This window comes from Enterobacter sp. MGH119 (assembly GCF_001037675.1).
GTDB classification, from domain to species: domain Bacteria; phylum Pseudomonadota; class Gammaproteobacteria; order Enterobacterales; family Enterobacteriaceae; genus Enterobacter; species Enterobacter hormaechei_C.
In genome coordinates, this window is the sequence record NZ_KQ089929.1 from 1,523,177 (window position 1) to 1,544,060 (window position 20,884).

Sequence of the window (20,884 nt, forward strand, 5' to 3'; positions counted from 1 at the left end):
TTGAGAACTTTCAGAACAGATTTTCGAGATCTGTGCTATACGCTTTACTGACCTTCTCAGACATGGATTTCAGCTGCTGGATCATGCTGGTCAGCTTGCGTGCATAGTTTGGATCGGTCGCGTAGCCGGCATTCTGCAATGCCTGAGCGCCCTGCTCTGGCGTGGCGGCCTGGGTCACCGCAGTGTAGCGCGGGTTCCGGCTCAGCAGCCCGACATAATCCGACAACGCTTCCAGATACGAGCTGTAGACGCGGAATTTGGCTTTCACCTTCACTGCCGCACCGTTTTCATATTCGGTGGTGGTGATTTCAGTGGTCGGCCCTTTCCAGCTGGAGGTGGCCTTCACGCCAAAGATGTTGAAGCTCGGCTCGCCGTTCTCCCTGCGGATCTGACGTTGCCCCCAGCCCGACTCCAGCGCCGCCTGCGCCAGAATCAGATGGTGCGGCACGCCGCTCTCTTCACTGGCAAGACGCGCCGGCAGGGAGAGCTGCGCCAGGAAGTCTTTGCTGTCGCCGGAGAGCGGCTCGTCACGCGTTTCTGCCGGCTTCGGCATCGCCTTACGCACCATCTGCGTTAGCGCCTGATTTTGATAACTGGTCACCTTTTCCAGATCAAACTTCAGCGGCACCTGCGGCGGAGCCTCTTCAGGCGGGAGTCCCTGAGCGGCTGCGGTCTGCTTCACGATCATGTCCGCCAGGCCGAGCCCCTTTCCGGCGGTCATTTGCTGGGCAATCTGCTGATCGTACATGCTGGTGTAAAGCCGCGTGGAATCACTGCTGAACATGCCATCTTTCGGCAGAGTTTCACGCATGCTTTTCAACATCATCTGCACGAACATGCCTTCCACCTGACGGGCAACCGGGCGGATATTCGCCGCCGGATCCTTGCCCGCTTTGGTTTTCAGCTCGTTGAGCGACTGGGCATCCCAGGCGGCACTGGTCAACAGTTTGCTATCGGTCAGCATTTAGATGATTTCCAGTTTGGCGCGCAGGCAGCCTGCACTTTGCATGGATTGCAGAATGGACATCAGATCCATTGGCGTTGCACCCAGCGCGTTCAGAGCACGCACCACGCTGTTCAGGTTGGCGCTGGAGCGCACGCTCTGCAACGAACCGCCGCTCTGTCGTAAATCAATCTGCGTTTGCGGGGTCACTACCGTCTGACCGCCACCAAACGGGGTATCCGGCTGGCTGACGTTGGCCGAGCGGTTAACCGTGACGGAGAGATTGCCCTGCGCCACGGCGCAGCTGTCCAGCGTCACTTCGCGGTTCATCACCACCGAGCCGGTACGGGAGTTGATAATGACTTTCGCATCCTGAACCGGCACGTTCACTTCCATATTCTGGATATCGGCCAGCATTCGCACCTGGTTGCTGCTGCCGGTTGACGTGCGGATCTGCACGGTGCGGGCATCCAGAGCGGTGGCGCTGCCGTAGCCCCGGCTGCGGTTGATGGTGTCAGCAATCTGCTGCGCCAACGTAAAGTCTTCGTTATTCAGTTGCAGGTTAATGGTGTTGCCGGTGCCGAACTGGGTCGGCAGCTCACGTTCGATGATCGCGCCGTTGGTAATACGTCCCCCGTTCAGCTGGTTCACCTGCACGCTGCTGCCGCCCGCCGACGCGCCTGCTCCGCCAACCAGAATGTTGCCCTGCGCCAGAGCATACACCTGGCTGTCGACGCCTTTCAGCGGTGTCATCAGCAACGTACCGCCACGCAGGCTTTTGGCATTACCCATCGACGAGACAACCACGTCGATGGTCTGCCCCTGACGCGCAAAGGCCGGATAAGACGCGGTCACCATCACGGCCGCCACGTTTTTCAGCTGCATGTTGGTCCCGGCCGGTACGGTAATACCGAGCTGCGAGAGCATGTTGTTCAGGCTCTGGGTGGTGAACGGCGTCTGGGTCGTCTGGTCACCCGTCCCATCCAGCCCCACCACCAGGCCATAGCCAATCAGGGAGTTTTCGCGCACGCCCTGCACGCTGGTGAGATCGCGTATGCGATCGGCCAGCGCAACGGTAGCGACCAACGACAGCGCCACGGCGAAGAGAAATTTATACATAGGTCACCTCGCTTACATCGGCGATAGGTTAAGGAAGAAGCGTTGCAGCCAGCCCATATTTTGCGCTTCGTTGATGTAGCCGTTGCCGACGTACTCAATGCGCGCATCCGCCACCTGGGTGGACGGTACGGTGTTGGTGCCGCTGATAGTGCGAGGGTTAACCACACCGGAGAAACGAATGAATTCCGTACCCTGGTTAATGGCGATCTGTTTTTCGCCCACCACGTGCAGGTTGCCGTTCACCAGAACCTGGTCAACCGTTACCGTCAGCGTTCCGCTGAAGGTATTGCTGGCGTTCGCGCCACCTTTACCGTTAAAGGTGTTGCCGCCGGAGGCTTCCACATCCGCACGGGCGTTGCCGAACAGCCCTTGCAGATAGCGCGGTACGGTGTCGAAGCCAAAATTGGTTTTGCCGTCGCGGCTGGCGTTCGCCGACGAGCTCTTGCTCGCGCTGACGTTTTCCTGCAACACAATGGTCAGCGTATCGCCGACGTTACGCGGACGACGGTCTTCAAACAGCGGCTGATAACCGTAGTTAATCGGCTGCGCGGTCTGGAAAATAGAACCGTTCACCACCGGCGCGGGGCCGGGAACGGGTTGGGCGGTAGTCGCACCCTGTACCAATGGTTTAGACGGGATCCAGGCACACCCGCTGAGGGTGACGGCCAGAACAGTCAGGATCGGATAACGAAACGCCGCGTTTTTTTGCATTGCCTTCATCTTCGAAAACAGGGAGCCGGTGCGACGTTTACCGCACCGGGCTACACCTTAGAGTTGCGTCAGTTTTTGCAGCATCTGGTCGGTCGTCGACACTGCTTTACTGTTAATTTCATAGGCGCGCTGGACCTGGATCATATTCACCAGCTCTTCCGCCACGTTAACGTTCGAGGTTTCCACATACCCCTGATACAGCAGCCCCGCCCCGTTCAGGCCCGGGGTACTTTCATTTGGCGTGCCGGAAGACTGCGTTTCGGTGTAGAGGTTCTCACCGATGCTTTCCAGCCCGGTATCGTTCATGAAGGTCGTCAGATTGAGCTGTCCAACCTGGACCGGCGCGGCCTGACCTTGCTGAGTGACGCTGACGATACCGTCACGACCAATGGTGATACTCAGCGCGTTCGCCGGGATGGTGATCGCAGGCTGAACCTGGAAGCCGCCCGCTGTCACCAGTTGACCATTCTGATCCACCTGGAACGAACCATCGCGGGTATAGGCGGAGGTCCCGTCAGGCAGCTGCACCTGGAAGAAACCCTGACCTTTGATGGCAACGTCTTTACTGTTGTTGGTCTGGGACAGGTTGCCCTGGCTGTGCAGACGCTCGGTGGCAACCGGGCGCACGCCGGTACCAATTTGCAGACCGGACGGCAGCGTGGTTTGCTCAGAAGACTGCGCCCCTGGCTGACGAATCGTTTGATAAAGCAAATCTTCGAAAACCGCACGCTGGCGCTTGAAACCATTGGTGCTGACGTTTGCCAGGTTGTTGGCAATCACATCCATATTGGTTTGCTGTGCGTCCAGACCGGTTTTCGCGATCCATAAAGAACTGATCATAGGGAGTCCTGTTAACTCATAGCCAGAAGTTGGTTAGCCTTGCCTGCGTTTTCATCGACGCTGCTGATAATTTTCATCTGCATTTCGAAGCGGCGGGCGCTGGCGATCATGTCGGTCATGGCTTCTACCGGTTTGACGTTACTGCCTTCCAGCACGCCGGACATCACGCGGATGGTCGGGTCGGCCTGTAACGTGGCGCCACGCGTGGCCTGCGCCGCCTGGGTCAGACGGAACATCCCGTCATCGCCACGCTGCACTTCGTTGCCTTCCGCTTTCACCAGCTTCAGACGACCGACAGGCGCAACGGTGTTAGCCGGGTCGCCCGGGTTTAACGCCGAAATCGTCCCGTCTGCCGCAATGGTCAGCTCTGACCCTTCCGGCACCGTCAACGGACCGGCTTCGCCCATCACCGGATGCCCCTGAATCGTCAGCTGCCCGGTGGCGCTCACCTGGATATTACCGTTGCGGGTATACCCTTCCCCGCCGTCAGCCGTTTGCACCGCCAGCCAGCCGTCCTGCTGAAGGGCAACGTCCAGCGGACGCGCGGTGTAATCCATCTGGCCTGGCGTCATGTCGGCGCCCGGCGTGGAAGCGGTGACCAGCGTACGCGTGGGCAATGACAGCCCTTCTACCGGCACCGCACGCAGCGCGTTGAGCTGCGCACGAAAACCTGGCGTGGAGGCGTTCGCCAGGTTGCTGGCGGTAACAGCCTGCTGGTTGAGCGTCTGGCTTGCTGCGCCCATCGCTGTATATATTGCGTGATCCATTGCGCTTTCCCGTCAGCTGCTTAACGCAGGTTAACCAGCGTGTTAAGGATCTGATCCTGGGTTTTGATGGTCTGCGCGTTGGACTGGTAGTTACGTTGCGCGACGATCATGTTCACCAGCTCTTTACTCAGATCGACGTTAGAGGCTTCCAGCGCGCCGTTGGTCAGCGTGCCGAAGTTACCGGAACCCGCAGTACCCAGCAGGGCAACACCGGAAGACTGCGTGGCAGACCAGACGTTGTCCCCTTCGGATTTCAGGCCTTCGTTGTTGGCGAAGTTTGCCAGCACGATCTGGCCCAGCACCTGGGTCTGTTCGTTCGAATAGTTACCGACAACGGTACCGTCATCGTTGATCTGGTAGCTCACCAGATCGCCCGGCTTATAACCGTTCTGGCTCGTCGCCACGATGTTGTTCGCACCGGTATTCTGTTGCATGGAGTTGGCGAAACTCATGTCAAACGTGGCTGGCGTCGCGCCCGGAACGGTGCCCGTTGTGATCTTGATATCATCGCCACCCGTCAGCACGCCGCTCGCGTTAAAGGTCAGCGTGGTTGCCAGTTTCGCTGCATCTCCCGCTACGCTGCCGTCCTGGGAATACACCTTCCAGGAGTTAGCTGGCGTCGCGTTTTTGACATAGAACAGGTTCATGTTGTGCGCATTACCCTGGCTGTCAAACACCGTCACGGTGCCTTTCTTGTTGTAAGAGTCAGGGTTGGCCGGGTCGAAGGCGACGGTTGGTGCAGTATCGGTGGAGTTCAGGTTGATCTGCTGAGAGGCCGTGGTGGTGGACTTCGCCGCCATCAGCGTCGTTGGGATGGAGATCGCCTGCGGATTCGCACCGGTTTGCACCGTAGGCGGCGTGCCGGCAACCGGATAACCGGTTAACTGAAGCCCCTGCATGTTCACCAGGTTACGGTTTTCATCCAGCTTGAACTGGCCGTTGCGGCTGTAGAATACGGAACCGTTGGCATCCACCATACGGAAGAAACCGTTCTGGCTGATGGCGACGTCCAGACCGCGACCGGTGTTGGTGGTCGTCCCGTCGGTGAAGTCCTGGGTGATACCCGCCACCTTCACGCCCAGGCCCACTTTAGAGCCTGCAAACATATCTGCAAAAGACGCAGAACCGGATTTAAAACCATAGGTCGCGGAGTTGGCGATGTTGTTGCCAATGACGTCCAGGTTGGTGGCCGCAGCATTCAGGCCGCTGACCGCTTGAGAAAAGGCCATGACTTACTCCTGATAAGTATGAAGGCTTAGATAATCTGCCGAACTTCGTCGAGTGTGGTGGTACCGGAGGTACCCAAATCCAGTTTGTTACCATCGCTACCTTTGATGACGCCCTGAACCAGGGCAAACTGTAGCGGCTGAGCCACCAGCTGAGTGGTGCCGTTGCTGGCGCTAATCGCAACCTGATACGAGCCGTTAGGCGCTTTAGTGCCGTCGGTCAGGCTGCCATCCCAGGTAAAGGTATGAACGCCCGCTTTAAGCTCGCCAATCTCAATCGTGCGCACCACGTTGCCGCTGGCGTCTTTGATGGTGGCGGTGACTTTGTCGGCCGGCTGCTGCAACTCAACGCCAAACGGCGTCGTGGTGGTGGTGGACGTGCCATCGGTAGTGCTGGTGCCCGCCAGAATCGTGGTCCCCGGGATCATCACCCCGTGACCGATCAGGTTGGCGGCCTGCAAGGACTGGCTGTTATCGATTTGACCGGAGACCGAGCCGAGCGTGGTGTTCAGTTTCTCAATGCCGCTGACGGTACTGATCTGCGCAAGCTGCGTGGTCAGTTCGTTGTTCTGCATCGGATTGGTCGGGTCCTGATTTTTCAGCTGCGCCACCAGCAGGGTCAGGAAGCTGCTCTGTAAATCGGAGGCATTGCTGCCGGTGAGAGAGCTGGAACCGGTCGCACTGCTGGTGCTATTGACGCCGGTATTTGTCGGGTCATTCACGTTTACGGCGATGGACATGCGTGTCTCCTTTACTGGCCGAGAGTGAGTGTTTTGAGCATCATGCTCTTCACGGTATTAAGCACTTCGACGTTTGCCTGGTAGCTGCGCGACGCGGACATGGAGTTCACCATCTCCCCGACCACATCCACGTTCGGCATTTTCACGTAGCCGCTGGCATCCGCGAGCGGGTTGCCTGGCTCGTAAACCAGCTTGTCGGGTGCCTGGCTCTCAACCACGTCCGCCACTTTTACGCCGCCCGTTGCCGCACCCGGTGCAGCATCAACCTGGAAGACAACCTGTTTAGCGCGATACGGTTGCCCGTCAGGGCCGGTCACGCTGTCGGCGTTGGCCAGGTTACTGGCGGCCACGTTCAGTCGTTTAGACTGCGCCGTTAATGCCGAACCGGCGATATCAAAAATATTCAGCAAGGCCATTTACTAATTGCCCCCCTGTAGGACGGTCATCATGCCTTTAATTTGCCCGCCGAGTAGCGTCAGGCCTGTCTGGTATTGCAGGCTGTTATCGGCAAACTGTGTGCGCTCCCGGTCCATGTCGACGGTGTTACCATCAAGCGAGGGCTGATCGGGAATACGGTAAAGCAGGTCGGTCGTTGGCGCGGTCATCGCTTGAGCGGGAATATGACGTGAGGATGTCAGGGCCAGTGAGACACCCGTTCCTTCGGCACGTCCACGCTCCATCACTTTTTTGAGTTCACTGGAAAAATCAATATCGCGCGCCTGATACCCGGGGGTATCCGCGTTGGCGATATTGGCGGCTAAAATCTCCTGCCGCTGGGCGCGTAAATTGAGCGCTTCCTGCTGAAAACGTAACGCGGCGTCGAGTTTATCGAGCATGTCTCCTCCGCTGATGAGAAAATTTCAGTTCACAGCTTAAATCTCAAGGCGTCTCCCTTATCGACGGAATAAGCGCAAAATGCGTCGCTATTTGTTGCGTTGATGGAAAACCACTGCGGGTAGAATTTGCTTAATTCTGGACATGGTGGAACGTGCGATGCGGACTTTTAAACGTGGCCTGGCGGCGACCCTACTGCTTTTGAGCCCTCTGGTGCAGGCTGAGGGGTTAGAGGACCAGCTCAATGCATTCTTTGCGCAGAAGCTGGCCGGTTTCAGCGATGACGTACGCGTGACCGTGCGCACCCCGCCTAACCTTTACCCTTCCTGCGAAGCCCCGTCATTTAGCGTGACCGGCAGCACAAAGTTATGGGGTAACGTGAACGTGCTGGCGCGTTGCGCCAATGAAAAACGGTATTTACAGGTTGCGGTACAGGCGACGGGCAATTATGTTGTCGCCGCCGTTCCGATTCCGCGAGGTAGCCTGCTGCAACCTGACAGCGTAACGCTGAAGCGAGGCCGTCTGGATCAGCTTCCACCGCGGACGATGCTGGACATTAACCAGGCTCAGGAGGCGGTCAGCCTGCGCGATGTCGCCCCTGGACAGGCGATACAGCTATCCATGCTGCGCCAGGCATGGCGGGTGAAAGCGGGACAACAGGTGATGGTGGTCGCCAATGGCGAAGGGTTTAGTATCAACAGCGAAGGAAAAGCGCTGAATAATGCCGCAGTGGCGCAAAATGCCCGGGTCAGAATGTCCTCAGGCCAGGTGGTCAGCGGCACGGTCGGTCCTGATGGGAATATTCTGATTAACCTGTAATCTTTTTAAAGATTTCGCGGCGACTGCCGATAAATATTCAACAAATGATGATGTCAGGCGCAAACGCCGCGAACCCTCGATGAGGACAACACTATGAGCATTGATCGTACATCAGCCCTGAAGCCGGTTAGCACTGTACAACCTCGCGAAACGAATGAGGCTGCCCCGCAAAAAACGCGTCTGGAAAAAACGTCGACGGCTAACAGCACCAGCGTCACGCTGAGCGATGCGCAGTCGAAGCTGATGCAGCCAGGCAGCAGCGATATCAACATGGAACGTGTTGAAGCGCTGAAAACGGCTATCCGTAACGGCGAACTGAAAATGGATACCAGCAAAATCGCTGATGCGCTGATTCAGGACGCACAGAGTTTCCTCCAGAGTAACTAACCGTATGAGTCGACTGTCAGAAATACTGGATCAGATGACGGTGGTCCTGAACGACCTGAAAACGGTGATGGATGCCGAACAGCACCACCTCTCTTCTGGTCAAATCAACGGCAGCGCGTTGCAACGCATAACTGAAGATAAAAGCTCGCTGCTGGCGACCCTGGATTATCTGGAAAAACAGCGACGCGCTGAGCAAGACGCGAAACGCAGCGCCAATGATGAGATCAACGAACGCTGGCAGACCATTACAGAAAAAACCCAGCATCTTCGCGATCTCAACCAGCATAACGGCTGGCTGCTGGAAGGTCAGATTATCCGTAATCAGCAGGCGCTTGAGGTGTTAAAGCCCTATAAAGAGCCGGGGCTGTACGGTGCGGATGGTCAGACGGCCACGGCACGTATCACGGGCGGGAAAAAGATTTCGATTTGACGCAGTAGCGGCACGTCATGAAGCGGGGAGCACCTTCTGGTGAACTCCCCTTTTGACGTTTATACCGTGCGGCGGGTGAATTCTTTCACCTTGAAGCCAAGCACCGCCAGCGTGGCAAAGTACGCCACCACCCCGACCGCCACCACGGCCATCAGACGCATCAGGCGGTAAGGCATGGTGCCCTGCGCCCATTCAGGCATGACATACAACATGCCAACCAGCGCAGCCGCCATCACCACTACCGCGATCGCCAGACGCAGCAGGAAGCTTGCCCAGCCCGGCTGCGGTGTGAAGATATCCTGCTTGCGCAGCTGCCAGTACAGCAGCCCGGCGTTCAGACAGGCCGCCAGACCAATCGACAATGACAGCCCCGCGTGTTTCAGCGGTCCAATAAACGCGAGGTTCATCAGCTGCGTCATAATCAGCGTCACAATGGCAATCTTAACCGGCGTTTTGATGTCCTGACGTGAATAGAAACCGGGCGCAAGCACCTTCACGACGATCAGCCCCATCAGCCCCACCGAGTAGGCTACCAGTGCACGCTGGGTCATGGCGGCATCAAAGGCGGTGAATTTTCCATACTGGAACAACGACACCGTCAGCGGTTTTGCCAGGATCCCCAGCGCCACCGCGCTTGGCAATGCCAGCAGAAAACAGAGACGCAGTCCCCAGTCCATCAGGCGGCAGTATTCATCGTGGTTGCCGCTGGCGAAACTTTTCGACAGCGACGGCAGCAGAATAGTCCCCAGCGCCACGCCCAGCACCCCTGATGGAAACTCCATCAGACGATCGGCGTAGTACATCCAGGACACCGAGCCCGACACCAGGAAAGAGGCGAAGATGGTATTGATGATCAGCGAGATCTGGCTGACGGACACGCCGAGTATCGCCGGTCCCATCTGTTTAATAACGCGCATTGCGCCCGCATCTTTGAAACTAATGCGCGGCAGAACCAGCATGCCGATCTTTTTCAGGTGCGGAAGCTGGTAAGCAAGCTGTAACACCCCGCCGACGGTCACGGCCCAGGCCAGCGCCAGCACCGGTGGGTTAAAATGCGGCGCGGCGAACAGCGCAAAGCCAATCATGCTGACATTAAGGAACGTGGGGGCAAAGGCCGGCACGGAGAAGCGGTTCCAGGTATTCAGGATGGCACCCACCAGCGACGCCAGCGAAATCAGCAGAATATAGGGGAAGGTTATCCGCAGCAGTTGCGTCGTCAGGGCAAATTTATCCGCCGTGTCGGCAAAGCCCGGTGCCGTTACCATGATTACCCAGGGCGCTGCCAGCATGCCCAGGACGGTCACGATCGCCAGCGCCAGCGTCAGTAAACCGGAAACGTAAGCCACAAAGACGCGGGTGGCATCTTCGCCCTGCTTGCTTTTATATTCCGCAAGGATCGGGACAAATGCCTGTGAGAAAGCCCCTTCGGCAAAAATACGACGCAGCAGGTTCGGCAGCTTGAACGCAACGAAAAAGGCGTCAGTCGCCATCCCTGCGCCAAAAACCCTTGCCACAATGGCATCGCGCGCAAAGCCAAGCACGCGGGAAAACATGGTCATCGAGCTGACGGCCGCCAGCGATTTTAATAAGTTCATTAACGTGAAGTTCCACAACCCTACGGATTTCCAGGACGGATAAGCGAAAGCGCCACCCGGCAAAGCCAACAAGCGGCGCTTAGTCTAACCGGATTTCAACGAATTACTATCGGCAGATGTTACAGCGAGTTATTCCGACATGGCTTCGCGCCAGAGTCGTTCCACGATGCGCTGCGCCAGAATGGCCTGCTCCCCGGACGTTTCAGGAACCGTCTGATTCTGCACGCAGGTGATGAAGTGACGCGCGCAGCCCACAAAGCCACGCTGTTCCAGGGTGCTCTGCCAGCCGGGAACGGGTAACGCAACCACGCCATTGCCCTTCTCTTCCCGCCACTCTCGCATATCGGTGACGTCATACAGCGCGCCATCCGTAACGGCCTGCACGGACTCGCGCTGGCTGCCCGCCCGACGATGCATGCTGGTCGTCACCTGCAAATGCTCAACGGCAAAATGATGTTCGGCGTAAACCATCTCACCCTGCTCGCTGGTCAACAGCGTGCCGCTTTGCAGCTGGGCTTTTCCGTTACTCAGCCACAGGGCCGTATCCACGACGTGGAGATAATCATCCAGCAGCGTGAAGCGCAGATCGTTCGGCCCCACGCTGTCGGTACGGTGCTTATCCATACGCAGAGAGGCGAACGAGCCGGACTGCGCTTTAAGCTGCTGATAGAGGGGCGCAAAACGGCGGTTGAAGCCGACCATCAGCGTCAGCTTTTTACGCGCGGCCAGCTCAATCAGTCGCTCAGCATCCTGTACATTTTCCGCCAGGGGTTTATCCACGCAGACGTGAACGCCTGCATTCAGCAACTCGCTCACCACCTGGTAGTGCGTCGCGGTTGAGGTATGCACAAATACCGCATCACATTCGCGGGCTAAATCCTGTAGCGAACCGGCATAAGGGATGCGCCAGGTTTTGCAGATGCGCTCTGCTTTCTCGCGGGTGGGCGACCACGCCCCTTGCAGCGTCCAGTCTGACGCGGCGCCTAAAACGGGCAGCCAGGCTTTTTGCGCAATCCCTCCCAGCCCCACAACACCAATGCGTAATGTTGTCACGATTAATCTCCCAGATGTGCGAGTAACGCATCCAGACGCTGCTTCAGCCCGGCAACCTCGTCTTCCAGGGCTGCCACGCGCGCGGTCAGGCTTTCGTTTGATGCTGGCGTGTCGGATACGACGGCCAGCGCAGAGGGCTCCACGTCGCCGCTAAACAGGTGCATGTAGCGGCTTTCACGCTTGCCCGGTTCGCGGGGCAGACGCACCACGTAGGGACCGTCCTCGCGTGAGGCTAATCCCTCCAGCGTCTGTTCAACGTCCTGCATATCCTGAAACTCATGCATGCGGGAGGCGCGTGTGCGCAGTTCCCCCGGCGTCTGCGCCCCGCGCAGCAGCAACGTGGTGATAACAGCCACTTCCGCAGCGCTGAGTTTTAAATCGCCAAATTCAGAATTACAAAAGCGCTGTTCATATTTAGTGACGCGGTTACCGAAGCCGCTGACGGTGCGCAGGTAGTGGCGCTTCACCAGCTCATCAAGGATATCCTGCACCTCGTGCTCGCCAAGGTTCATCACCGGCTCACGGTTCGTCTTCTGGTTGCAGGCCATCGTGACGGCATTCACGGACAGAGGATACTGTTCCGGCGTGGTGACCTGCTTTTCCAGAAGGCAGCCGATCACGCGCGCTTCGGCGCCATTTAACTGATATTTCATCTTTTCTCCTTAACGACCCGCGGTCCACTCCTGTGTGGTGAGCGCGGTGAGCACATGGTCCCGCCACTCGCCGTCAATCAGCAGATAATCTTTGGCATAGCCTTCTTTCTCAAACCCCAGGCGGGCCAGCAGATCGCCGCTGCGCTTATTGTGCGGCATGTAGTTAGCCATAATGCGATGGATATGTTGCGTGCGCTGCATGTAGCGAATCGCCGCCGTCAGCGCCTCAAACATGAGCCCCTGTCCCTGCCATTTCTGGCCGATGGAATACCCGAGATAGCAGGCGTGAAACGACCCGCGTACCACGTTTGAAAAATTGGCAATGCCAACGATCTCTTTCTCTTCCGGATCGAGAAGCGCGAAATAAAACGCACTTCCCTGTTTATGAAATTCCGCAATCATACTGAGGCGCGCCTGCCAGCCAGAGGGGTAGCAGTGGCTCTCGTCCCGAACGGGTTCCCAGGGTTTTAAAAACTGGCGATTCTCGGCGTAATAATCCGCCAGACGCCAGGCATCACGCTCATGCACCAGACGAACGACCAGCCTGTCCGTCGTCAGACGCACTTTTGGCACATTACTGCGATAGCCAAACATCGTTACCACTCCTTCCCGTCGCTTCTGCTCTGCCTGTTAGCTTTACTATACCTGTGCCTGCGCCTTCTGTGAAAACAGTGACATACCATTTTGATCGCTTTTCACATTTTTCGATGAGAACTCTCTATCAAAGCACCTTTTTGATAAAAAAATATTGTCGCCAGCGGGTATGGGAAAAAGCGCGGCGACACCGCAGAATGTTAGCGTGCTCACCTTTTATTTTCCCTGGAGGGAAAATGTCCCGCGTATCACAGGCCAGGAGCCTGGGTAAATATTTCCTGCTCGTCGATAACATGCTGGTCGTGCTCGGCTTTTTTGTCGTTTTTCCGCTTATATCAATTCGTTTTGTCGATCAAATGGGCTGGGCGGCATTGATGGTCGGGATCGCGCTGGGTCTACGCCAGTTTGTACAACAGGGTCTGGGCGTGTTTGGCGGCGCAATAGCTGACCGCTTCGGCGCGAAACCGATGATCGTCACCGGCATGCTGTTACGTGCGGCGGGATTCGCCACCATGGCAATCGCTCATGAACCCTGGCTGCTGTGGTTCTCCTGTTTCCTTTCCGGGATTGGCGGCACCCTTTTCGACCCACCGCGTACCGCGCTGGTGGTTAAGCTTATCCGTCCGCAACATCGGGGGCGCTTCTTCTCGATTTTGATGATGCAGGACAGCGCAGGCGCGGTGGTGGGCGCCCTGCTGGGAAGCTGGCTGCTGCAATACGATTTCCGCCTGGTTTGCGCCACCGGCGCGGTGTTGTTTATTCTCTGCGCGCTGTTTAACGGTCTGTTTCTGCCCGCATGGAAGCTGTCGACGGTGAAAGCACCTGTGCGGGAAGGGCTTGACCGTGTGTTGAGCGATAAACGCTTCGTCACCTATGTGTTAACCCTGACCGGCTACTACATGCTCGCCGTGCAGGTCATGCTGATGCTGCCCATTATGGTTAACGATATTGCCGGCACGCCAGCGGCGGTGAAATGGATGTATGCCATAGAGGCCTGCCTCTCACTGACTCTGCTCTATCCAATTGCCCGCTGGAGCGAGCGCCGTTTCCGGCTTGAGCACCGTCTGATGGCCGGGCTGTTGCTGATGACGCTGAGCATGATGCCCATCGGTCTGGTAAGTTCGCTTCAGCAGCTGTTTATGCTGATCTGCACCTTCTATATTGGCTCAATCATTGCCGAGCCAGCCCGTGAAACGCTGAGCGCGTCACTTGCCGACGCCCGGGCCCGGGGCAGCTACATGGGCTTCAGCCGTCTCGGGCTGGCGCTTGGCGGCGCGCTGGGTTACACCGGTGGCGGCTGGCTGTTTGATGCCGGAAAAGCGCTCCATCAGCCGGAGCTGCCGTGGGTCATGCTCGGCATGGTCGGCTTTATGACGCTGATTGCCCTCTGGTGGCAGTTCAGTGATAAACGCAGCACCCGCGGGATGCTGGAGCCTGGCGCCTGACCTCTTACATTATCAGTTTTTTCTGCTGGTTTCTGTAGGATCACCCTGACATACTGGCGTATCAGGACAGATGCGCCGATTTTATGTTGAGGAACGCCATGAAAAAGATCGTTATTGCCGCTGCGTTAATTGTCAGTGGTCTGCTGGTGGGATGTAACCAGCTTACGCAGTACACCGTCAGTGAGCAGGAAATTAATCAGGCGCTGGAAAAACATAATAACTTTTCAAAAGATATCGGCGTGCCCGGCCTTGCGGATGCGCATATCGTCCTGACGAATCTCGCCAGCCAGATTGGTCGCGAGGAGCCTAACAAAGTCACCCTTTCCGGCGATGCCAGCCTCGATATGACCTCGCTCTTCGGCAATCAGAAAGCGGATATCAAGCTGAAGCTCAAGGCGCTGCCGGTCTTTAATAAAGATAAAGGGGCAATTTTCCTGCAAGAGATGGAAATCGTCGATGCGGTTGTAACGCCGGATAAAATGAAACCGGTGCTGCAAACGCTGATGCCGTATCTCAACCAGTCGTTGCAGAACTACTTTAACCAACAGCCTGCCTATGTTCTGAGCGAAGACAAAAGCAAAGGTGAATCTCTGGCGAAAAAATATGCCAAAGGGATAGAGGTGAAACCGGGTGAAATCATCATCCCTTTCACCGACTAAATACTCCGGGCGCTCAGGCGCCCGTTTTTTTTAACGGAATAGTGTGCAAACGAAAACGTTTCCGCTTATGATTTGTGTCCGGCAAAAACAGCCATCTTATGACTGATCTCTTTCAAGCCGGAGCTTCCATGACTGTACAATCCCAGGTTCTCAAAATCCGCCGCCCAGACGACTGGCATATCCATCTTCGTGATGGCGACATGCTGAAAACCGTCGTGCCGTATACCAGCGAAATTTATGGCCGTGCGATTGTTATGCCTAACCTGGTTCCGCCAGTCACTACCGTCGAGGCCGCGATTGCCTATCGCCAGCGTATCCTTGACGCCGTTCCGGCCGGGCACGATTTTACCCCGTTGATGACCTGCTACCTGACGGACTCGCTGGATCCCAATGAGGTTGAGCGCGGGTTTAACGAAGGTGTGTTCACCGCCGCGAAGCTCTACCCGGCGAATGCCACCACCAACTCCAGCCATGGGGTGACCAGTATCGACGCCATCATGCCCGTTCTGGAGCGTATGCAAAAACTGGGCATGCCGCTGCTGGTGCACGGGGAAGTGACCCACGCCGACATTGATATTTTCGATCGCGAAGCACGTTTTATCGAAACGGTCATGGAGCCGCTGCGCCAGCGTCTTCCGGGGCTGAAAGTGGTGTTTGAACACATTACGACTAAAGATGCCGCAGAGTATGTCCGGGATGGAAACGAGCTGATTGCCGCCACCATCACCCCGCAGCACCTGATGTTTAACCGTAACCACATGCTGGTGGGCGGCGTTCGCCCACATCTGTATTGTCTGCCGATCCTCAAGCGCAACATCCACCAGCAGGCGCTACGTGAGCTGGTCGCCAGCGGCTTCCCGCGCGCGTTCCTCGGCACGGATTCCGCGCCGCATGCCCGTCACCGTAAAGAGGCGAGTTGCGGCTGTGCAGGCTGCTTTAACGCCCCGACCGCCCTGGCAAGTTACGCGACCGTGTTTGAAGAGATGAATGCGTTAGACCATTTCGAAGCCTTCTGCTCCCTTAACGGCCCGCGTTTCTACGGTCTGCCGATCAATGACACGTTCATTGAGCTGGAGCGCAAAGAAAGCCAGGTTGAAGCGTCGATTGCGCTCACCGACGATACGCTGATCCCCTTCCTGGCCGGTGAAACCGTAAACTGGACGGTAAAACGCTAAAAAACTGTCGCCCCCTGTTGTCAAACCGACAATATGACTGTATAAATAAACAGTATATTACACAGGGGGCATTTATGCGTATTGAAGTCACCATTGCCAAATCCACCGTCCTGCCTGCTGGCGCACTCGACGCTCTGGCGGGTGAACTATCCCGACGTATTAACAGCACTTTTCCTGAAAACGATGGCGCCGTAACGGTACGTTATGCGACAGCAAACCATCTTTCCGTCATCGGCGGTGCGAAAGAAGACAAAGAACGCATCAGCGAAATTTTGCAGGAAACATGGGAAAGCGCCGACGACTGGTTCATCACTGATTAAAATTTGCTCCCTCATTGTGTTTTTTGCCGGGTCGCCCCGGCTTTTTTTCGTTTCGTCTCCTGAAAGTTCAAAATATTTCAGCATCTTCTTAGAAAATCGTGAACAAGATGGCGTTTTATTGTTCGAACAATCCTAAAAAGCAGAAAAATGTGTTGCTACCCGTTTATTTTTTCCTGCTGAACCCTTATTAATTGATATACTGAAATTGCTTTCAGAAAAACATGCATTGAACCTCAAAGTCGTTGTCTTCTAACACGCATTAAGGGGGTTATAATGGAAAAGAATAGTGAAGTGATCCAGACCCATCCGCTTGTTGGCTGGGATATCAGCACCGTAGACAGCTACGATGCGCTGATGCTGCGTTTGCACTACCAGACCCCAAATCAGCTAAACCGTGATGAAGCGGAAGTTGGACAGACGCTGTGGCTTACAACAGACGTCGCCCGTCAGTTTATCTCTATTTTGGAAGCAGGCATCGCAAAAATAGAATCTGGCGACTACCAGGAAAATGAGTATAAACGGCATTAATTTTATGCCTCTTCACTCAACAGGCACCCTCGCGGTGCCTTATTTATTTCGTTCTTGTATAAGCCTACATAGTTAATTACTCTGCTAACAAAGCGTTAGTAAAGAGAAGCCTATGAAATACGATTTGATCATTATCGGAAGCGGCTCCGTAGGATCTGCCGCCGGTTATTACGCCACGCAGGCGGGTCTGAATGTGCTGATGATTGACGCCCATCGTCCTCCCCACTCTGAAGGAAGCCATCACGGCGATACCCGTCTGATCCGTCACGCTTATGGCGAAGGTGAGCGCTATGTACCGCTGGTGCTTCGGGCTCAGACGCTGTGGGATGAGCTGGCCGCCCTCACCGAAGAACGCATTTTTGAGCGCACCGGGGTCGTTAACCTGGGGCCAGCAAGCTCCACGTTTCTGGCGACCGTCGAGGAGAGCGCGAAAGCCTACCGCCTGGACGTCGAGCGTCTGGATGCGAACGGCATCATGGCGCGCTGGCCGGAAATTTCTGTCCCTGAAGACTACATTGGGTTGTTTGAAGCCAACTCTGGCGTACTGCACAGCGAAACGGCCATTAAGACCTGGATTGATCTCGCCGCCAAAGCGGGCTGCGCGCAGTTGTTCAACTGTCCGGTCACGGGCATCACCCACCATGCAGAGGGTTCAACCGTCACCACCTCTGAAGGTGAATATACCGCCACGCGTCTGCTGGTGAGTGCGGGAACGTGGGTGACGAAACTGCTGCCGGACCTGCCCATCCAGCCGGTGCGAAAAGTCTTCTCCTGGTTCCAGTCTGACGGGCGTTACAGCAGCCAGAACAAATTCCCGGCGTTTACAGGCGAGTTACCCAATGGCGACCAGTTCTACGGTTTCCCCTCGGAAAAAGACGCGCTCAAGATTGGCAAACATAACGGCGGGCAGGTAATTTCCTCTGCGGAAGAACGCAAACCGTACGGAGCTTATCCGCAGGATGGTTCCGAAGCCTTCACGTTCCTGCGTAATATCCTGCCGGGCGTAGGCGGGTTGCTTTACGGCGCAGCGTGCACCTACGACAACACCCCGGATGAAGACTTTATCATCGACACCCTGCCGGGGCACGACAACACCCTGCTCGTAACCGGGCTCAGCGGTCACGGGTTTAAATTTGCCTCTGTGTTAGGTGAAATCGCCGCCCAGTTTGCTCAGGGGAAAGCGCCTTCGTTTGATCTCAAGCCCTTCGCGCTCTCGCGCTTTGATCGATAATACCTCTTCAGGCTCCGAGTAACCGGGGCCTGTTTAGCGAGAGGGGCATGATGCGCAGACTGGTGAATTACCTTATCAATAACATCCGCGAGCATTTCATGCTCTACATTGTTCTTTGGTCGCTACTGGCGATCATTGACGTTATCTATATTGTATTCTTCTGAACGTTCTCGCTGACGTTTATTGACACTCCTTTAAATTTATTTAACTTATATTTTTAAAAAACGTCGCCTCAAATTTATTGAACGAAGCGATTGAAATACATTGCGGAAACACATTCAAATTCGCTGAAATAAATTAAATAAAATACATTATTCATTTTTTTCAGTTGCATTATTTATTTAACCCGTCCATTTTTATTGCTCAGTCATTTGAGAACGGAAATTCATATGCAATGGCGTAACTCCTCCCGTCGCTACGGAATAATATCCATGTGTTTACACTGGCTATTTGCAATTGCCGTCTATGCCATGTTTGGTCTCGGCCTCTGGATGGTGACATTAAGCTATTATGACGGTTGGTATCATCAGGCCCCCGAATTGCACAAAAGCATTGGGGTTCTGCTGATGATGGGTCTGGTTTTTCGCGTGATCTGGCGACATATCTCTCCGCCCCCTCCTGCGCCCAAAAGCCATGGCCGACTTACCCGCATAAGCGCTGTTGGCGCGCATATCGCACTCTATGCCCTTCTGTTCGCCATTCTGATCAGCGGCTATCTCATTTCGACCGCAGACGGCAAACCGATCAGCGTATTTGGGCTTTTTGATGTCCCAGCCACGCTGGCTGACGCCGGTTCACAGGCTGACACCGCAGGTGTGGTTCATTTGTGGCTGGCATGGAGCGTAGTGATCCTGTCTGTCCTGCATGGCCTTGCGGCCCTGAAACACCACTTTATTGATAAAGACGATACGCTGAAGCGCATGCTTGGCCGTTCGTCAGTTGACTCTGGAGCATAAAATGAAAAAACGCCTGTTGGGTATCGCATTAGGTTCGCTGTTATTTACTACCGGTTCGGCCCTGGCCGCCGACTATAAAATTGATAAAGAGGGCCAGCATGCCTTCGTCAATTTCCGTATTCAGCATCTGGGTTACAGCTGGTTATATGGCACGTTCAATGATTTCGATGGCACATTTACTTTCGACGAGAAAAACCCTGCTGCCGATAAAGTGAACGTCACCATTAATACCAACAGCGTCGACACTAATCACGCCGAGCGTGATAAACATCTGCGCAGCGCTGAATTCCTGAACGTGGGCAAATTCCCGCAAGCTACTTTCGCGTCGACAGAGGTGAAGAAAGACGGTGATAAACTGGCTATTACAGGTAATCTCACGCTGAACGGCGTAACAAAACCGGTCACACTGGATGCCAAATTAATTGGACAGGGTGACGATCCATGGGGCGGAAAACGTGCTGGCTTTGAAGCCGCAGGCAAAATTCATCTGAAAGATTTTAATATCACCACGGATTTAGGCCCGGCATCGCAGGATGTAGAGCTGATTATTTCGGTGGAAGGCGTTCAGCAGAAGTCATAAAACAGGCCCGGCAGGCTTGTGAGCCGCCGGGCAGTGTTTTACTCCGGGTCCGGAATACCCAGTTTGATATTCAGTCGGCCCCGGGATTTATTAAAGATCTTATTCCCGTTCTCGCGTCCGGCACGGCGACGACGTTGCTCTTCTTCAGGCAACATACTCTCTTCACTGCACAGCTCGCTACAGCAGCCATTAAACTTCTCGGCACATGCAGGGCACTGAATAAACAGCAGATGACACCCGTCGTTTTTGCAGTTGGTATGCGTATCGCACGGTGTTCCGCACTGGTGGCAGTGCGCGATCACGTCCTCTGAAATTCGCTCGCCCATACGCTCATCAAACACAAAGTTCTTACCGATAAAACGCACCGGTAAACCCTGCTCACGGGCGCGGCGGGCATACTCGATAATCCCACCCTCAATGTGCCAGACTTTATTAAACCCGTTGTGCTTCATCCAGGCGCTGGCTTTTTCACAGCGGATCCCCCCGGTACAGTACATCACGATCTTTTTGTCTTTATGCTCCTGCATCATCTCAATCGCTTTCGGCAGTTGCTCGCGGAAGGTGTCGGCAGGAATTTCCATCGCATTTTCGAAGTGCCCCACTTCATATTCGTAGTGGTTACGCATATCGATGAACACCGCATCCGGATCGTCGAGCATCGCGTTCACTTCAGCGGCCTTCAGGTATTCCCCCACATTAGCAGCATTGAAGCTCGGATCGTCAATGCCATCCGCCACAATACGCTCGCGCACCTTCATGCGCAGCACCCAGAATGATTTACCGTCATCATCCAGCGCAATATTCAGGCGTAAGCCGTTAAGCGCCGGATCAAACCCGTAAAGGAGATCGCGGAAGGCGCTGACCTTGCTTTCCGGCACGCTGATCTGCGCGTTAATCCCCTCACGCGCCAGATAGACGCGACCAAACACGTTCAGGGCGGTGAAAGCCTGGTAAAGCGCATCGCGGGTCGCCTGTGGATCGTCGATGGTGAAATACTTATAGAAAGAGATCGTTGTGCGCGGTTCGGTTTCGGCCAACATACGCGCTTTCAACATCTCATTCGAAACGCGGTTGTGTAACACTGGCATGGTGTACAAGTCCTGCAATCGTTGAGAAATAAAAATCGGTCGGCATGATATAGCAAACAAAGACAATTTACATCCACACAATTTACGCTACATTTCAGTGAATCTGATTAATCAGACTTAACATTTGCATATTCTTTCATGTTTCGATGACAGACATTTTGGCTATGCCTTAAAAAATGAGACAATAGCCT

26 protein-coding genes are annotated in these 20,884 nt (G+C 55.4%); 12 read left to right on the forward strand and 14 right to left on the reverse strand.

The window, feature by feature from the left end; all coding sequences use genetic code 11:
- Positions 1-10 precede the first annotated feature (10 nt).
- The 9 genes from flgJ to flgB are packed head-to-tail and all read right to left on the reverse strand — an operon-like array spanning position 11 to position 7,182.
- Positions 11-964, reverse strand: coding sequence for a flagellar assembly peptidoglycan hydrolase FlgJ (gene flgJ / locus SK53_RS07260; RefSeq protein ID WP_017384732.1), 954 nt, complete (start codon positions 962-964; stop codon positions 11-13).
- On the reverse strand, positions 965-2,062 hold the full coding sequence (locus SK53_RS07265) for a flagellar basal body P-ring protein FlgI (RefSeq protein WP_048208948.1): 1,098 nt from the start codon (positions 2,060-2,062) through the stop codon (positions 965-967).
- Between the two features lie 12 nt (positions 2,063-2,074).
- Positions 2,075-2,773 (reverse strand): flagellar basal body L-ring protein FlgH, encoded by a 699-nt coding sequence (gene flgH / locus SK53_RS07270; protein WP_003857987.1) that lies wholly within the window; start codon positions 2,771-2,773, stop codon positions 2,075-2,077.
- Positions 2,774-2,830: 57 nt separating this feature from the next.
- Positions 2,831-3,613 (reverse strand): flagellar basal-body rod protein FlgG, encoded by a 783-nt coding sequence (gene flgG, locus SK53_RS07275; RefSeq protein WP_000625853.1) that lies wholly within the window; start codon positions 3,611-3,613, stop codon positions 2,831-2,833.
- A gap of 11 nt (positions 3,614-3,624) precedes the next feature.
- Positions 3,625-4,380 (reverse strand): flagellar basal body rod protein FlgF, encoded by a 756-nt coding sequence (locus SK53_RS07280; protein ID WP_003857990.1) that lies wholly within the window; start codon positions 4,378-4,380, stop codon positions 3,625-3,627.
- A 20-nt stretch (positions 4,381-4,400) separates the two neighbouring features.
- On the reverse strand, positions 4,401-5,609 hold the full coding sequence (flgE, locus tag SK53_RS07285) for a flagellar hook protein FlgE (protein WP_003857992.1): 1,209 nt from the start codon (positions 5,607-5,609) through the stop codon (positions 4,401-4,403).
- 26 nt (positions 5,610-5,635) lie between these two features.
- Entirely contained in the window at positions 5,636-6,346 is a 711-nt protein-coding gene (flgD, locus tag SK53_RS07290) for a flagellar hook assembly protein FlgD (protein WP_003857994.1), read from the reverse strand.
- 11 nt (positions 6,347-6,357) lie between these two features.
- Positions 6,358-6,762, reverse strand: a complete 405-nt coding sequence (gene flgC / locus SK53_RS07295; protein ID WP_003857997.1) for a flagellar basal body rod protein FlgC — start codon at positions 6,760-6,762, stop codon at positions 6,358-6,360.
- A 3-nt stretch (positions 6,763-6,765) separates the two neighbouring features.
- Complete coding sequence (flgB, locus tag SK53_RS07300) at positions 6,766-7,182, reverse strand: flagellar basal body rod protein FlgB (protein ID WP_003857999.1); 417 nt, start codon at positions 7,180-7,182, stop codon at positions 6,766-6,768.
- Between the two features lie 157 nt (positions 7,183-7,339).
- Here flgB and flgA point away from each other — a divergent pair, with 157 nt between their 5' ends.
- The 3 genes from flgA (at position 7,340) to flgN (ending at position 8,816) form a co-directional block, all read left to right on the forward strand.
- The gene (gene flgA / locus SK53_RS07305; protein WP_003858001.1) at positions 7,340-7,999 is read left to right on the forward strand and encodes a flagellar basal body P-ring formation chaperone FlgA; all 660 of its coding nucleotides are present in this window, start codon (positions 7,340-7,342) and stop codon (positions 7,997-7,999) included.
- A gap of 93 nt (positions 8,000-8,092) precedes the next feature.
- Positions 8,093-8,386 (forward strand): flagellar biosynthesis anti-sigma factor FlgM, encoded by a 294-nt coding sequence (flgM, locus tag SK53_RS07310; RefSeq protein ID WP_003858002.1) that lies wholly within the window; start codon positions 8,093-8,095, stop codon positions 8,384-8,386.
- Between the two features lie 4 nt (positions 8,387-8,390).
- Positions 8,391-8,816 (forward strand): flagella biosynthesis chaperone FlgN, encoded by a 426-nt coding sequence (gene flgN / locus SK53_RS07315; RefSeq protein ID WP_003858003.1) that lies wholly within the window; start codon positions 8,391-8,393, stop codon positions 8,814-8,816.
- Between the two features lie 59 nt (positions 8,817-8,875).
- Here the strand turns inward: flgN and murJ are convergent, their stop codons facing one another.
- From murJ to rimJ, 4 genes are all read right to left on the reverse strand, one after another.
- Positions 8,876-10,411 (reverse strand): murein biosynthesis integral membrane protein MurJ, encoded by a 1,536-nt coding sequence (murJ, locus tag SK53_RS07320; protein ID WP_003858004.1) that lies wholly within the window; start codon positions 10,409-10,411, stop codon positions 8,876-8,878.
- A 129-nt stretch (positions 10,412-10,540) separates the two neighbouring features.
- A complete protein-coding gene (locus SK53_RS07325; RefSeq protein WP_023315806.1) occupies positions 10,541-11,464 on the reverse strand; it encodes a Gfo/Idh/MocA family protein in 924 nt (307 codons plus the stop codon).
- A 2-nt stretch (positions 11,465-11,466) separates the two neighbouring features.
- On the reverse strand, positions 11,467-12,117 hold the full coding sequence (locus SK53_RS07330) for a YceH family protein (RefSeq protein ID WP_003858006.1): 651 nt from the start codon (positions 12,115-12,117) through the stop codon (positions 11,467-11,469).
- A 9-nt stretch (positions 12,118-12,126) separates the two neighbouring features.
- Positions 12,127-12,711, reverse strand: a complete 585-nt coding sequence (gene rimJ, locus SK53_RS07335; protein WP_003858007.1) for a ribosomal protein S5-alanine N-acetyltransferase — start codon at positions 12,709-12,711, stop codon at positions 12,127-12,129.
- 236 nt (positions 12,712-12,947) lie between these two features.
- On the opposite strand from rimJ, the gene mdtH reads away from it, so the two are divergent.
- The 9 genes from mdtH (at position 12,948) to SK53_RS07380 (ending at position 19,605) form a co-directional block, all read left to right on the forward strand.
- Positions 12,948-14,156, forward strand: a complete 1,209-nt coding sequence (gene mdtH, locus SK53_RS07340) for a multidrug efflux MFS transporter MdtH (protein ID WP_003858008.1) — start codon at positions 12,948-12,950, stop codon at positions 14,154-14,156.
- Positions 14,157-14,254: 98 nt separating this feature from the next.
- On the forward strand, positions 14,255-14,815 hold the full coding sequence (locus SK53_RS07345) for a lipoprotein (protein WP_003858009.1): 561 nt from the start codon (positions 14,255-14,257) through the stop codon (positions 14,813-14,815).
- Between the two features lie 128 nt (positions 14,816-14,943).
- Positions 14,944-15,990 (forward strand): dihydroorotase, encoded by a 1,047-nt coding sequence (gene pyrC / locus SK53_RS07350; protein WP_023315804.1) that lies wholly within the window; start codon positions 14,944-14,946, stop codon positions 15,988-15,990.
- A 74-nt stretch (positions 15,991-16,064) separates the two neighbouring features.
- Positions 16,065-16,310, forward strand: coding sequence for a DNA damage-inducible protein I (dinI, locus tag SK53_RS07355; protein WP_003858011.1), 246 nt, complete (start codon positions 16,065-16,067; stop codon positions 16,308-16,310).
- 273 nt (positions 16,311-16,583) lie between these two features.
- A complete protein-coding gene (gene bssS, locus SK53_RS07360) occupies positions 16,584-16,838 on the forward strand; it encodes a biofilm formation regulator BssS (protein WP_003858012.1) in 255 nt (84 codons plus the stop codon).
- A gap of 112 nt (positions 16,839-16,950) precedes the next feature.
- Positions 16,951-18,069, forward strand: coding sequence for an N-methyl-L-tryptophan oxidase (gene solA / locus SK53_RS07365; protein WP_023324445.1), 1,119 nt, complete (start codon positions 16,951-16,953; stop codon positions 18,067-18,069).
- A gap of 50 nt (positions 18,070-18,119) precedes the next feature.
- Entirely contained in the window at positions 18,120-18,233 is a 114-nt protein-coding gene (locus tag SK53_RS07370; RefSeq protein ID WP_003858014.1) for a YceO family protein, read from the forward strand.
- Between the two features lie 225 nt (positions 18,234-18,458).
- Positions 18,459-19,025 (forward strand): cytochrome b, encoded by a 567-nt coding sequence (locus SK53_RS07375; RefSeq protein ID WP_003858015.1) that lies wholly within the window; start codon positions 18,459-18,461, stop codon positions 19,023-19,025.
- Position 19,026: 1 nt separating this feature from the next.
- Positions 19,027-19,605, forward strand: a complete 579-nt coding sequence (locus tag SK53_RS07380) for a YceI family protein (RefSeq protein ID WP_022650779.1) — start codon at positions 19,027-19,029, stop codon at positions 19,603-19,605.
- A 38-nt stretch (positions 19,606-19,643) separates the two neighbouring features.
- On the opposite strand, the gene SK53_RS07385 is transcribed toward SK53_RS07380, so the two are convergent.
- Positions 19,644-20,693 (reverse strand): oxygen-dependent tRNA uridine(34) hydroxylase TrhO, encoded by a 1,050-nt coding sequence (locus SK53_RS07385; protein WP_048208952.1) that lies wholly within the window; start codon positions 20,691-20,693, stop codon positions 19,644-19,646.
- Between the last annotated feature and the right edge of the window lie 191 nt (positions 20,694-20,884).